The sequence below is a fragment of the Ktedonobacter sp. SOSP1-52 genome (assembly GCF_016587395.1).
On the sequence record NZ_BNJH01000001.1, the window covers coordinates 989,664 to 1,003,379 of the forward strand.

Here is a 13,716-nt window from a genome sequence, read left to right on the forward strand (position 1 = left end):
ACATCCTCCTTTTCGCCAACGCTTGTCTATTACCGCCCGCCGTGCATATAATTTAAAGAACATATTCATGAAAAGAGATCTTTTACATGACGACAAACACGCTACCTATCTTAGACGGACACAATGATACCTTGCTGCATCTCTACTCGCCGGAACGGGGAAGTGGGCGGAGTTTTTTTGAGCAGAGTGAGTTGGGGCATATCGATCTGCCACGAGCGCGGCAAGGAAACTTCGCGGGCGGCTTCTTCGCCATCTTTTGTCCCGCACCAGGGAAGACGCAGACGATGAAAGAGCGCATGATCGTGACGGAAACAGGATATGAGGTGCGTCCCTTCCCGGCGATTGAGCATGCCTACGCTCAACGAATGACTGACGAGGTCATAGAACTCCTCTACCACTTGGAGGCGGAGTCCGCGGGACAGATTCAAGTTGTGTGCACGGTTGATGAGCTACAGGACTGCATGCAGAAAGGCATCCTGGCCATTATTCTACACTTTGAGGGGGCTGAGGCCATCGCGCCTGATCTCGATAATTTAGAGAGCTTCTACCAGAGGGGTCTGCGCTCCCTTGGCCTCGTCTGGAGCCGCCCCAATGACTTCGCGCATGGCGTCCCCTTTGGCTTTCCTCGTTCGCCTGATACGGGTCCAGGACTGACAGCGGCTGGACGTGAGCTCGTACATGCCTGCAATCGCCTGGGTATCCTGGTGGACCTCGCGCATCTCAACGAGCAGGGCTTCTGGGATGTGGCGCAGATCTCTGATGCTCCGCTGGTCGTGACACACACTGCTGTTCATGCCCTCTGTCCCTCCACGCGCAACCTCACTGATCGTCAGCTAGACGCCGTCAAAGCATCAGACGGCATCGTCGGCCTCAATTTTGGTGTTTCCGACATGCGAACAGACACCAATTCCGATCCCAACCTGCCGCTGACAGTCATGGTGCGCCATATCGATTATCTCGTTGAGCATCTTGGCATCGACCGCGTCGGCTTCGGCTCAGACTTTGATGGCACCACGGTTTCGCGAGAAATTGGAGATGTACGTGGACTTCCTAAACTCGTCAGCGCCTTACGCGAACATGGCTATGATGAAGCCGCCCTGCGCAAACTAACCCATGAGAACTGGCTTCGCGTCCTACGCCTGACCTGGCCATAGGCACTATGCCAGTAGCGTTCTATCATAAATGATGATAGTCATTGTAGCGCTCAAGAATCCACTTGGGTGCGCTCGTGGGTTGATACCAGTGGGTAATAGAAGCGTTCTTCGTACCCAGGCCAACCCGCGAGAGCAGTGCGGCACTCAGACCAAAGAAATAACTAAATGCCGTGCCGATAACACCCCCGTGGGTGACCAGCACGAGCGTTTTCCCCTGATGTTCCTTAAGTAGCGCCCTTTGAATCATCCCTTTACGCTGCCAGCGGTCAGGCCGCCGATCAGATATTTCTGAAACACCAGGTACAAGATGACCACGGGCAGCCCGCTCATCAGGGCAGCGCTCATTAACTGACCATAGAGTGGCAGCGCCCCGCCTTCCTGAGCGGCACTAAAAGCCTGCAACTGTACGCCGACCGTCTGCGTCTCTTGCGAGGTTAGTACGCTAGCAAAGAGCACGTCGTTCCAGCCCGTCAAGAAGGAAAAGACCAGGGCGACTACCAGGCCGGGCAGCGCCAGGGGTACAATAATGCGCCAGAGGGTTTGCAGCCGCGTGGCCCCATCGATCATAGCCGCCTCCTCGACATCAAGGGGAATATTGGCGAGATACGTCACCAGCAGCCAGGTTGCGAAAGGCAGTGAGAAGGTCAGGTAGGTAATAATTACCCCGGTATAGCTCCCAACCAGTTTCACTTGCAAGAAGCTTTGCAGGGAGACGAAAAGCACAAAGAGGGGCAGCAGGAGCATGATGCTTGGAATGGCCTGCAAACCAATAAGGGAATACAGGTAGGCGATGCGACCACGAAAATGAAAGCGCGTAATCACATACGCAGCCCCAACGGCCAGAACCACCGCAATCGTGCTCGCGACCAGCGAGATAAGCACACTATTGAAGAGGCCCTGAGCAAGATTGATCGTGGACCACATTTGCACATAGTTTTCAAAGGCCCAGTGGGATGGCAAGAGGTGCTCACCATTCACCTCGATATCCGGTGTCACGGAGAGCAGGAGCATATATCCAACGGGGATCAGGACAAAAATCGCCAGCACCACGATCAGTAGCCAGCGCACCCATGGCGGTAAAACTTCCTGCGCATTGTAATTGTTGCGGTGCCTCATGATGCCTTCACCTCACTCAAGCGCAACGAGCGGATATAGAGGAATCCGGGGATTAATACAAGGATCAGCGTAACCACCGACATGGCGGCGCCACCACCGAAATTAAAGAGCTGGAATGAAGAGACATAGATGTTGAGGGGAAGCACATCAGCCTGGATGGGAGGAGGCGTCCCAAACATGACGAAGGGCAGGGTAAAGTTATTGAAGTGGTTAAGCGTGGAGAGCAACACGGCCAGCGCCAGCGTATGGCGCAAGTGGGGTAGAACAATGTATAGCATCTTCTGCCGGAAATTTGCTCCATCCACCGCGGCTGAGTCGTAGACCTCGGAGGGGAGGGATTGTAATCCAGCCAGGGTCAGCATATAAATAAACGGCCACGAAGCCCAGGTATCAGCGATCACCATCGCCCAGAAGCTATTCGCGCCGAGCAGCCAGTAGGTATTGACGTTAGCAACATGAATAGCCGCCAGAAAACGATCAACCAGGCCCGTCCCATTTAAGAACATCATACGCCAGATCAGCGCCGTGACAAAGGTAGGGATGACATAAGGGATTAGATAGAGGATGCGCACAAAGGCTCGCCCGCGATACGGCGTGTTCACCGTCAGCGCCGCCAGGATGCCAATAGGCACAATGAACAGCGTAGTAAGCAGCGAGAAACCCAGGCTGACGCCTAGCGAGACAAGCAGGGATGCCCCAACCACGTTCCCATTAGTAAAGGCGGCAAGGTAGTTGCTCAAGCCGACCCATGGAGCCCCTAGCCAGCTACGCAGGCTATATTGATCGAGGTTGAGAAAGCTGATATAGAAAGCGATCAGAAAAGGAATGCCAACGATAACCAGCAGCAGCACGAGCCCCGGCCAGAGCAGCCACAAAGGGCGATGGCTGCCAATGCCCTTGCGAAGCAAACGCTTATTTAACGCGCCGGTCGTGCGAATTGGGGGTGGCATCTTTTCTGGTGTAGAACTAATAGACATAGCTACCACCTTTTCGGTCGCGGGATTCGCCTGCACAATACAGGTGAATCCCGCATGGAAGAAGAAATTTCTCTAGTGCAGTGAGCCTTGAATCTGCTGATTCGCCTGGTCGAGCAAGGGCTTGATCGAAGAAGGCGAATATTGATTCGTAGCAACCAGGTTGGCTACTTTGGAACAGACGCCAGCCATGGAAACCTGGATAGAGGCCCAGGAGCCAGAGAAAGGTGTCGGCGTAGCTCCAGCCTCAGCCTGGATAAACGCGGCAGTTAGAGCGTCCTGGCTGGCTAACTGATTGGCAGCTGCGGCATTAGCCGGGAGGTCGCCAAACGTCTTATGCCAGTCTAGCTGGTGCTGATTATCGGTGAGCAAGTTGATAAGTTTCAAGGCCAGATCTTTTTGATTCGAGTACTTAGCGATAGCCAGCATCTGGCCCGAAACAATCGAGGTCGCGGCAATACCGTTGGCGGGCCGCTGCTGCATGCCATACGGGACGGTAGGCATGGGGGCAAAGGCATAGTGACCAGCCAGGCCAGACTTGTTGAGGGTCGGAATGATCGATGTGGAGACCATGAGCTGCATGCCCACTTTGCCACTACCAAAGGCCCTCGTGGCATCTCCCGATTTCCAGGACATGGCATTTGGATCGGTGATCTTGTATTTTGTCGCCCAATCAAACCAGAACTGGAGAGCAGTCTGGGCCTCAGGACTATTTAACTGAGCGGTCTTGAGATCTGGCGAAAGGAAATCCTTACCCAACTGTTTGCTGAGGGTCCAGATAACCTTCCACGTATCGAACGAGTCAGAGGGGTCGATCTCGGTGCCATACACTCCCGCCGACGGCTGGTTTATCTTCTGGGCATCCTGAATAAACTCGGTCCAGGTAGTAGGGGGAGTGGTAATACCCGCCTTCTGGAAGAGGTCCTTATTGTAGACCATCGCAAAGGGCGCCATGATCCAGGGAATTCCAATCGTCTGGTCGGGGGTCTTGCCTGCCATGGTTAGCTGCTGGGGGAAGAATTTGCTCTTCCCGCCGACCTGCTGCCAATCAGCATCGCTCAACGTCACAAAACCGTTGGTAGCTTGCGCGGTTGGGACAAAGGTTGTCCCCAGGCTAAATATATCGGGACCGTTGCCGCTAACAACCGCGGTTTGCAGCTTGGTCTGCTCCTCGCTTGAGCTACTGTAGGTATCCCAGGCAATCGTAGACCCGGTGAGTTTGTGAAATTCCGTCCCAATTTGTTGCATCCATTGTTTCTGCTGGGTGGGATACGTGGTATTGGCGCCCACCAGCACATGGAGCGTCTGGCCAGAGGTATTTCCGGAAGAAGTGCCGCCGCACGCGGTCAGCATGAGTAACAAGACCACGATCAACGATGAATACAGGGGGGTGCGTCGCAAATAAGCTTTCACAACTTTGTCTCCTTTGCTTTTTCCTTGCACATTGCTCACTTAGAAGAGCTTCTTTACTCTTCCTGATAAGTTCTCTGTCTTGCAAGCTCCTTTCCTTTGTTTCTTAAAACATCAAATCTTAGAAAAATAGTTCGGAAGGTTCCGGGTTAGAGCCGCAGGACTCACGTATCCGCATAGCAAAGCTGAGCATCACTTTTTGTGCTGGCAGCAGTTCTTTGACGGCAAATTGCTTCAAGAGAATTTGGGCCGCAATTTGGCCCGCCTCAGCGACTGGATGAGCAAGTGTCGTCAATGCTGGGGTCATATGGGCTGTAAAGGAGGTATCACCAACATTAACCAGGGCGATATCCTGTGGAACACGAACACCAGCATAATGAAGCGCCCTTAAGACGCCGATGGACATCTCCTCATTGGCAACAAAGAGCGCGGTTGGCAACTTACTCTTTGATCCAGCCTGCTTAAGAAGCTGTGTAGCGGCTACATAGCCTCCCTGACAGGTATAGTTACCATCAAATATCCAGTCGGGTGAGACCGTGATTCCCTGCTCCGCCAGGGCCTTCTGCCAACCCTCATGGCGATCAAAGGCACTCTGCCAATGAGGCTCTCCCTGGCGAGGCCCACTGATTGTGGCAATAAATGTATGGCCCAGGTTGAGCAAGTGCCTGGTCGCGAGGTAGCCTGCCTCCCAATCGTTCCACTGAATTTGATTGAAGTCATAGGCCTGTACGCGCGGACGATTGATGACAACAAAGGGTACCTCTTCTTCTTTGAGGCGCTGGAGATGGGCTGAATCCGCCACGGAGGTCATCGAGACAAAAATAAACCCATCGACCTGGCGATCTTGCAAAGCCGCAATCGCCTGGATCTCACTCTCGATATCGGGAGTATCGGCCAGGAAAATAGTGTAGCCCTCCGGTCTCAATACGGCCTGCGCACTCTTAATGGTATGTATAAACAGGTGATCAACCACCGAGGTGAAGATCATTCCCACGGTCCCCGTCCGCTGCTTCACCATGCTCCTGGCAATCGCGTTCGGACGATACTGTAGCTCTTCAGCCGCCTGTAAGACACGCTCACGCTTATCTGCGCTGACATAGCTATGATTCCCATTTAAGACCTGTGAAACAGTACTGACCGAAACCTGGGCACGCTGGGCTACATCGCGTATGGTTACCGTTTTGCGGCGCATCAGGCCGACCTCCATTTTACCAGGCAAAGAACACAAAAACGTTTTTGAAAAACGTTTTTGAAAGTATACCCGGCAATGAAGAGAAAAGTCAAGGCCGATATTTAGCCCTCTAACACTTTAGCACTTCAGCTCCTGTTGAGGGCAAACTAATGCAAAATGTGAACTAGCTCACATTCCTCATCATATGGGTCATATGACCCATATGATGTAGCTTGCTCGTATGGTATCTTTTGTTCAAGTCGGTGAACACAGTGGAGAGGATAAAGCTTCTCTCGTGGCTGCTTCAGCCCATCCATAAGTTTTGGAATGCCTATGTGCCCAATGAAAAACTATGTCAAAAAACCATTTATGAACACAGGAGAAAAAAACTATGCGTTTGAAAAACCTCGCTTTTAGCCTGGGCCTCGCCCTACTACTGGTCGGAATTCTGGCGGCCTGCGGTCCTGCTACTTCAACAACTAGCACCGATTCGCTCGCTACGTCGCTCAAAGGAACTACCACGCAATCGACACTCACAAACGACGCAAAGCACAAATCTTCTTCGCTCGTAGTGTCCGTGGGCCAGGTTCCATCCCATCAAGCGGTGGGGAGCACATTAACCGTTTTGACAACCCTCAAAGGCATAACATTGTATGTCCATGAGTGGCAAGGAGCAAGCGGCTTTAGCTGTGATGGGGAATGCGCCAAGACCTGGAGCCCTCTGCTTTATCAAGGTACCGGTACCCCTACCTCTACTACACCGCTACCCGGAACACTGAACGTGGGTACCGATTATATGGGGCGTCAGGTGGTCTTCTACCAGGGCTATCCCCTCTACACCTACGTTGGTGACAAGAAGCCTGGCGACTTCAATGCGCCCATTGCCGATAACGGCCCCTGGCAACCTGCCACCCCCAGCATCCCTACAGGCCTGTAAACAGCCGTCTACGGCAATAATAAGCAAAGTCCCTGGCGGGATATCCCGCCAGGGGCTTTGTGTATTGGTCTACAAAAGACTTCTCTCTGGCTCTGTAACGCCCGCCTGTTATATATATGGAAAGGTGAGCAGAGAGGGAGATACAAAAGCAGTCATGGAAATATCCTTTTCAGAGAAGGAGAGACAGCGATATACACTCATGGAAGCGATCTTCCGTGAGCACTATGTCGAGGTCCACGCCTTTATCCTTCATAAGGTGCGGCGACCCGAGATAGCGGATGATTTGACCAGCGTGGTCTTTCTTAAGGCGCTGCGCTGGCTCCTTGAAGACAGAGGCATGCGGCAAGTTCGAAGCTGGCTTTATGCCGCCGCTCGTACCACGCTTGCCGATTACTGGCAGGAGCAAGCGCAGGGTGCGGCTCTTCCTCTTGAGGCCCTGGAGGAACACGCCATCGTTCCCCAGGAGTTAGAGCAGGGAGAGGCACAGGTACGCGTCCAGCGCCTGCTCTCGCTGCTCCCCGAACGTGAGCGCCAGGTATTACTCCTGCGCTATATGCAGGGTTATACGGCGGCAGAGGTTGGGCGAGAATTAGGCCTGACCCCTGGACATGTGCGCGTACTACAAATGCGTGCCTTGCGCCAGGCAGCTCTTTTTGAAACGGAAGAAAGGAAGCTTTCACCAATGCATGAAATTGCGCTTCCCTACACTAAGCAGGGACAACATGTGCTTGAGCTGGCCAGAGAAGAGGCATTGGCTTTACAGCACTATTATATCGGACCCGAGCACCTCCTGCTGGGTATCCTGGCCGAGGGGAGTGCCGCGGCCCCCCTGGCCGAACAGGGCATAACGCTTGAGCATGTTCGCTCTGGCTTGCTTTTCCTTGTGGGCAGAGACCAGGGCGGGACCAAAGACGAGACTGCCTTCACGCCGCAGGCGCGCCACATTCTGGCCGGAGCGGAACAACAAGCCCAGGCGGGCGGAGAGAAGGCCATCAGCCCACACTACATCTTGAGCGCCCTACAAAGCGCAGAGAGCGAGTATGGGATCACGTATGGGTTGCTTCAATCCCTGGGGGTTGAGCGCAGAGCAGCAGTAAGACCATCCATTGATGAACAGGCCAACGAGAGCGCCCTGGCCCTGGCGGATTATCTACGCGACCTCACTCCCACGCTCAGCCCGGAGCAAGAGCGGCAACTGGCGCATACAGTGACCCGGTCTGAGAGGGAAAAGAAGCGCGCCGAATACCGTAGCGTACAGCCAGATAGCCAGGTCATTGAGGAGGGCAAGCTCGCCTATTATCAACTCTTCATGGCGTGCCAGGAGCAGGTATTCACCATCATCAAGGAGTACCTGGCTCCCGGCAGAGACGTAGGTAAGCTGCTAGACGCAGCCAACAGGGGTCTCACCTATGCCATCTATAAATTCGGCCTGAAGCAGCAGGTGCCATTCCGCGCCTACGCCTCTCACTGGATCCACCTGGAGATCATGGAACTGGTGCTGGAGTAATAGCACATTCATTTTTCATTTTCACAACTCACGCCTGCGGTGCTCGCTCTGATTGATGGTGTGGTGCTGATTGGCAGCCGCAGATTGCCAACCAGCACCACACCATCAATCAGAAATTTAACTACATGCGCCATATTGCTGAGTATGCAAGTTGCGGCAGACCTATCATGCAGAAGAGGCAGTCAGGAGGGGAGACCGGCTGCATAGAGGATTCCACCCCAGAGGTGGGCGCGGAACAGAGGCTCAGCGAAACTCGCGGACGTGTGACCCATGGCAGTGTACCAGGCACGTCCCCCATCAAAGGTGTGATACCAGGAAATGGGATGATCACCGTTCATCTCGCCACCTTGATAAGAAGTCTCGTCAATGGTAAGCAATACATGCACATGACTGCGAGGATTCGATCTGAAGTTATACCATTCATCGACACGTGTCCAGGATCGGGGGAGCTTCGCAGTCGAGGAATGATGTCTCTCTTCAACCATGAGGCGCGCCTGTTGAAGGTGCGAGGGATGATTTTTGAAATACGCACCAACCAGTTGTCCATACCAGGGCCAATTATACTCAGTATCACTGGCCGAATGGATACCAACATAGCCGCCCCCCGCTCGTATGTAGCCCTCAAAAGCCGCTTTCTGCGCCGCATCAAGGATGTTTCCGCTCGTGCTTAAAAAGATGATAGCTCGATAGCGCATCAGGTTGGCAGGTGTAAATGTCGAGGCATCCTCTGTTGCATCGACAGCCACCTGCTGCGCCGCTGCCATTTGCTTGATACTGGCAATGCCATCGGGAATGGAGGCATGGCGGAAGCCCGTCGTGCGCGAGAAGATGAGGAGGCGGACCTGCGAGCTGGCTGGAGTGCTCTCGCTGGGACGATTCTGTTGCAAGGATGTCCCGCAACTTGTCAATACAATAAGACTCAGCAGAATACAACAGAGACTTCTCATGCACACATACCTCTCGCCTGACTACCAGGACATTGCCTTTCAATCGGAATGGCACCTTTGTTATAACGCACATTGACGCTTGTCGCAAGAGAGAATATTTTATAGGTACAGAAGCATATTTATCCATAGAAAAGGCAGATATGAATGAGCCAATGGACACCAAGAACACTTGAGCTTGACATGCAGACATAGAAAAGATTTCCCTGGGAATACATAAGTATATCTTGCTTGTTCCTTGTATATATTCCACATATATATTCCACCATTTTTACTGACCTCGGCATAGATGACGAAACTCGTACTCCCTAAAACGAGCAGGGAATGGCGAGCAGATCTGCGATTTTTACGCTGAGAGTCGTAGTTGACTTCTTGATGTCAGTGTTAGGGAAATCTTCCTCGCCAGGGATGGGGCCATGGGAAAGGGAGAGTATTGCTATATGTCAAATTCTTGGCAAAACGATCGAGACGTGCTTCCGTCTCATGAAACACTTATCACCATGCTTAGAGCGCTTCCAGGTGCCTTTTTTTTCATTGATGACACTGAGACCATTGTGTATGCAAATGCGAGCGCGCAGGCTATCACTGGAGCCACGCTAGAGGAATTGCGTGGAACTCCCTTCTGGCGTGGAGCGCCACAACTCGTGAGCAGCGTACTCTATCATGCAATGCTTCAGGCCAGGCAGATCCAAACATTGACTGAAGTGGAGTATTGTTCTCCCGTGACCCAGACCTGGCTGCATGTGTATCTCTCTCCGACCGTTGGGGGACTCACGTTGCAGTTTCACGAGGTGAAAGCACCAGCCCAACGCAAGCGCGAAGACGAGTTTCGCACGCTGGTTGACGCCATCCCCCAGTTCGTCTGGATTGCAGGTCCCGATGGATATATGACCTACAACAATCAGCGCTTAATCGATTATCTGGCAATGACCCTCGAACAAGTCGAAGGTGATGGTTGGATGGTGAGGGTGCATCCTGATGACCACCAACGTGTAAGGCAGGCCTGGCAGACAGCCATCCAAACCGGCACGCCCTATGAAGTAGAACATCGCTTGCAAGACGGCACCAGCGGAGCGTATCACTGGTTTCTAGTACGAGGCATGCCGCAGCGAAATGCAGAGGGCATGATCCTGCACTGGGTTGGCACCTGCACTAACATCGATAAGCAGAAACGAACCGAGCAGCAGTTCAAAGAAAGCCGAGAGAACTTTCGCGTGCTGGCCGAAACGGTGCCGCAACTGGTGTGGACCATGTGGCCCAATGGTCGTCTTGACTACACCAATCAGCGTTATCGTGACGTGACGCAGGCCAATCTTCACCTCGAAGGAGATGATCTCTGGCGTCAGTTCATACATCCAGAGGATATTGAGCGGACACTGATGCTCCGACACCAGGTGCTCAAAAACGGTGACATCTACGAGAACAAATATCGTATCAGGGATGGACGGACGGGAGAGTATCGCTGGTATTTAGCCCGTGCGCTCCCAGTCCGCGATGAAGTTGGTCAGATCGCCAAATGGTTTGGCACTGGCACTGATATTGATGACCAGAAGCGCATCGAGGAGGCCTTACGCCAGAGTCAGGAGCAAGCAAGCATCCTGATGAACTCCAGCATTATCGGGATCAATATCATCGAAGGTGAACAAATTGTGGACGCAAACGACACCTTTCTGCGCATGACCGGCTATACTCGTGAAGATCTACATGCCGGGAACATAAATTTGATACGCATGACACCTCCAGAGTATCGGGCGCTTACGCAACAGGTCCATCAGCAACTTACCGTCCAGCACTATATAACGCCCTACGAGAAAGAATATGTGTGTAAAGATGGCAGCCGCCTTCCTGTGCTCGTGGGTGCTGTCCTCTTACAGCATCCCCCACATCAGGCAATCGCCTTTGTGTTGGATAACTCGGCCCGCAAGGAACTCGAACAGCGCAAGGATGCCTTTATCAGTATGGCGAGCCATGAGCTCAAGACACCGCTCACCGCGTTAAAGATGCAGGCTCAACTGGCGAGAAAACGCCTGGAACGGCAGTCTCCTCACGAGGCTGCCACAGCACTTTCCAGGGTCGAGGGATCAATCCAGCAACTGGAACGCCTCATCGGCGAGTTACTGGATGTATCTAAGATCCAGGCAGGCAGATTGGAGTACCTACAAGAGGCGGTCGATCTTGATATGTTGCTTCACGAGGTAGCAGATACCATGCAGCAGATCTCCACCACCCATACCATTGTCGTGCGTGGCGCGACTCTTTGCTCTCTGGAAGGGGATAAAGACCGACTCGGACAGGTCTTCATCAACCTGATCAGTAATGCCATCAAGTATTCTCCTGATGCAAAAACGGTTGAGATTGACCTGAGCGCCTCCCCTGAGATGGCTACTATCAGGATACGCGATCATGGCCAAGGCATTCCCCAGGAACTGCACGACAAAATCTTTGAGCGCTTCTATCGCGTCTCTGGGGCGAACCAGAAGGCCATTCCCGGTCTGGGAATGGGCCTCTACATTGTCGCGGAAATCGTCAGGCATCACGGGGGGAATATAACGGTAGAGAGCGAAGTCGGAAAAGGCTCCACCTTTTCTGTGACGCTTCCTCTGGAAAGATCGCTCAAACCAGGAAGTACTTCAGTACCAGAAACGTTAGGCTAACATGAACGCATTTATGACCGGGAAGACCATCGGACAATAAGCTATATAATGCGGAATTTGGGCCAATTGCTGTCAAATAAGCTGTCATATGGGATATTAGGGAGTGCTCAGAGTGCTCTACGGGCGGTATGTGTTAGACTAATTGTGCAAGAATGCATCTTGCACAATTAGTCCACATGTACATGTATTGCTCCTGGGAGGTGTTTATGATTACGATTGTCCCGTATGATGCGCGTTGGCCGGAAGAGTTTCTTGCGCTGGCGCGTCCGCTACGAGCCGCCCTGAGCGAGCTGGCGCTACGCATTGATCACATTGGCTCGACCTCCGTGCCGGGTCTGGCGGCAAAAGATATCATCGATATCCAGGTTACCGTCAGAGATTTTACTTGTACACCTGAGCTGGTAGAGAAGCTTGGCTCACTCGGCTATACCCTGGCGCCCGAAATTACGCAGGACCATCTGCCACCGCTCTACCAGGGGCCAGAAGCCGATTGGGAGAAGCGCTATTTTAGACCCCCAGCCAGTCTGCGCCCCATGCACCTGCATATCCGCGCCCTGGGACTACCCAATCAGCGCTACCCCATCCTCTTTCGCGATTACCTGCGCGCTCATCCTATGGCCAGCGCGGCCTATGCTCAAATCAAGATGGCCCTCTCTCGGCGCCAGCCCGACGATGTGGAGTTCTATTATGATATCAAAGATCCGCTTTGCGATATCGTCATCGAAGCCGCCGAAGAGTGGGCGCAAGCGACCGATTGGCAGATATAATCTTATCAAGAATTGTTTCTTGCCAAAAGCGCGTCCCCTAAGGTAGGATAACTCTGGCGACCCTTATCGGGAGAGCATACAATAGAACAGATATTGCCTCAAGGTTAAGTTCTAGAAGGCAATCTTATAAAAAAGGAAATAGTAATGCAGAAAATTCGTAAAGCGGTAATCCCTGCGGCAGGGTTTGGAACACGCTTTTTGCCACAAACGAAGGCCATGCCCAAGGAAATGCTTCCCATCGTCGATAAGCCCGTCATCCAGTATGTGGTTGAAGAAGCCGTCGCTGCTGGCATTGAAGACATTGTGATCGTGACCGGCGCGCTCAAGCGTGCCATCGAGGATCACTTCGATGTTCCTAACGCGGAACTTCTTAAAAACCTTGAAGCAGGGGGGAAAACCGATCTCCTTGAGAAAATCCACGCTATATCCGAGTTAGCAAACTTCGTCTATATTCGCCAAAAAGGCTTATATGGGAACGGTACACCTGTGCTCTCAGCTGAACCCGTGATCGAGAACGAAATGTTTGCCGTCATGTGGGGAGATGAGTTCATTTATAGTAATCCCCCCAGGCTCTCCCAAATGATCAAAGTCTACGAGAAATTTGGCGGAGCCGTTATTTCAGCGGTCAGAATCCAGAACAAAGGCGATCTTAAACGCTATGGTATCGCGGATGTAGAGCCAGTTGAGCGCAACGTCTACAAAATCAAAAACATCGTTGAAAAACCTCATCCCGATAAAGCGCCCTCCAACCTGGCAACACATGGAGCCTATATCTTACCACCAGAAATCTTTAATATTCTCCGCCAACAGCAACCCGGCACAGGCGGCGAAATCTACCTACCGGAGGCTATCGCCGAATTAATCAAAACCGGCTATCCCGTCTACGCCTGCGAGATCGAGAACGGAAGATACTACGACACTGGCGACAAACTTGAATATATGAAAACCGTTGTCGAACTGGCCCTGCAACACCCCGACATCAACGGCGACTTCCGGAAATTCCTCAAAGAACTCAATCTAGACTAATTTTTGTAAATGAGCAAGAGGGCTAAGCAGCCGTGCATACACGGCTGCTTAGCCCT

12 protein-coding genes are annotated in these 13,716 nt (G+C 52.7%); 6 read left to right on the top strand and 6 right to left on the bottom strand.

Translation table 11 applies throughout. The annotated features are described in order from the left end of the window. Positions 1 to 86: 86 nt before the first annotated feature. The gene (locus tag JMJ16_RS04520; RefSeq protein ID WP_201378759.1) at positions 87 to 1,154 is read left to right on the top strand and encodes a dipeptidase; all 1,068 of its coding nucleotides are present in this window, start codon (positions 87 to 89) and stop codon (positions 1,152 to 1,154) included. Between the two features lie 22 nt (positions 1,155 to 1,176). Here JMJ16_RS04520 and JMJ16_RS04525 read toward each other — a convergent pair whose 3' ends face one another. The 5 genes from JMJ16_RS04525 to JMJ16_RS04545 form a co-directional block, all read right to left on the bottom strand. Further along, the gene (locus tag JMJ16_RS04525; protein WP_201378761.1) at positions 1,177 to 1,401 is read right to left on the bottom strand and encodes a histidine phosphatase family protein; all 225 of its coding nucleotides are present in this window, start codon (positions 1,399 to 1,401) and stop codon (positions 1,177 to 1,179) included. After that, entirely contained in the window at positions 1,398 to 2,270 is an 873-nt protein-coding gene (locus tag JMJ16_RS04530; protein ID WP_201373621.1) for a carbohydrate ABC transporter permease, read from the bottom strand. Before JMJ16_RS04530 ends, JMJ16_RS04525 begins: the two co-directional genes overlap by 4 nt. Continuing rightward, the gene (locus JMJ16_RS04535) at positions 2,267 to 3,247 is read right to left on the bottom strand and encodes a carbohydrate ABC transporter permease (protein WP_201378763.1); all 981 of its coding nucleotides are present in this window, start codon (positions 3,245 to 3,247) and stop codon (positions 2,267 to 2,269) included. Before JMJ16_RS04535 ends, JMJ16_RS04530 begins: the two co-directional genes overlap by 4 nt. A 72-nt stretch (positions 3,248 to 3,319) precedes the next feature. Then, on the bottom strand, positions 3,320 to 4,657 hold the full coding sequence (locus JMJ16_RS04540; protein WP_201378772.1) for an ABC transporter substrate-binding protein: 1,338 nt from the start codon (positions 4,655 to 4,657) through the stop codon (positions 3,320 to 3,322). Positions 4,658 to 4,775: 118 nt separating this feature from the next. Further along, positions 4,776 to 5,846, bottom strand: a complete 1,071-nt coding sequence (locus JMJ16_RS04545) for a LacI family DNA-binding transcriptional regulator (protein WP_201378774.1) — start codon at positions 5,844 to 5,846, stop codon at positions 4,776 to 4,778. Between the two features lie 370 nt (positions 5,847 to 6,216). Between JMJ16_RS04545 and JMJ16_RS04550 the strand changes: the two genes are divergently transcribed. Continuing rightward, on the top strand, positions 6,217 to 6,762 hold the full coding sequence (locus JMJ16_RS04550; protein ID WP_201378776.1) for a hypothetical protein: 546 nt from the start codon (positions 6,217 to 6,219) through the stop codon (positions 6,760 to 6,762). A 154-nt stretch (positions 6,763 to 6,916) separates the two neighbouring features. Further along, positions 6,917 to 8,269, top strand: coding sequence for an RNA polymerase sigma factor (locus JMJ16_RS04555; protein WP_201378778.1), 1,353 nt, complete (start codon positions 6,917 to 6,919; stop codon positions 8,267 to 8,269). A 182-nt stretch (positions 8,270 to 8,451) separates the two neighbouring features. Here the strand turns inward: JMJ16_RS04555 and JMJ16_RS04560 are convergent, their stop codons facing one another. Next, positions 8,452 to 9,156, bottom strand: coding sequence for a ThuA domain-containing protein (locus JMJ16_RS04560; RefSeq protein WP_236601189.1), 705 nt, complete (start codon positions 9,154 to 9,156; stop codon positions 8,452 to 8,454). A 497-nt stretch (positions 9,157 to 9,653) separates the two neighbouring features. Here JMJ16_RS04560 and JMJ16_RS04565 point away from each other — a divergent pair, with 497 nt between their 5' ends. From JMJ16_RS04565 to JMJ16_RS04575, 3 genes are all read left to right on the top strand, one after another. Continuing rightward, on the top strand, positions 9,654 to 11,867 hold the full coding sequence (locus tag JMJ16_RS04565; protein WP_201378782.1) for a PAS domain S-box protein: 2,214 nt from the start codon (positions 9,654 to 9,656) through the stop codon (positions 11,865 to 11,867). 206 nt (positions 11,868 to 12,073) lie between these two features. Further along, positions 12,074 to 12,634 (top strand): GrpB family protein, encoded by a 561-nt coding sequence (locus tag JMJ16_RS04570; RefSeq protein WP_201378784.1) that lies wholly within the window; start codon positions 12,074 to 12,076, stop codon positions 12,632 to 12,634. A 144-nt stretch (positions 12,635 to 12,778) separates the two neighbouring features. Further along, on the top strand, positions 12,779 to 13,660 hold the full coding sequence (locus tag JMJ16_RS04575) for a UTP--glucose-1-phosphate uridylyltransferase (RefSeq protein WP_201378786.1): 882 nt from the start codon (positions 12,779 to 12,781) through the stop codon (positions 13,658 to 13,660). Positions 13,661 to 13,716: the final 56 nt, after the last annotated feature.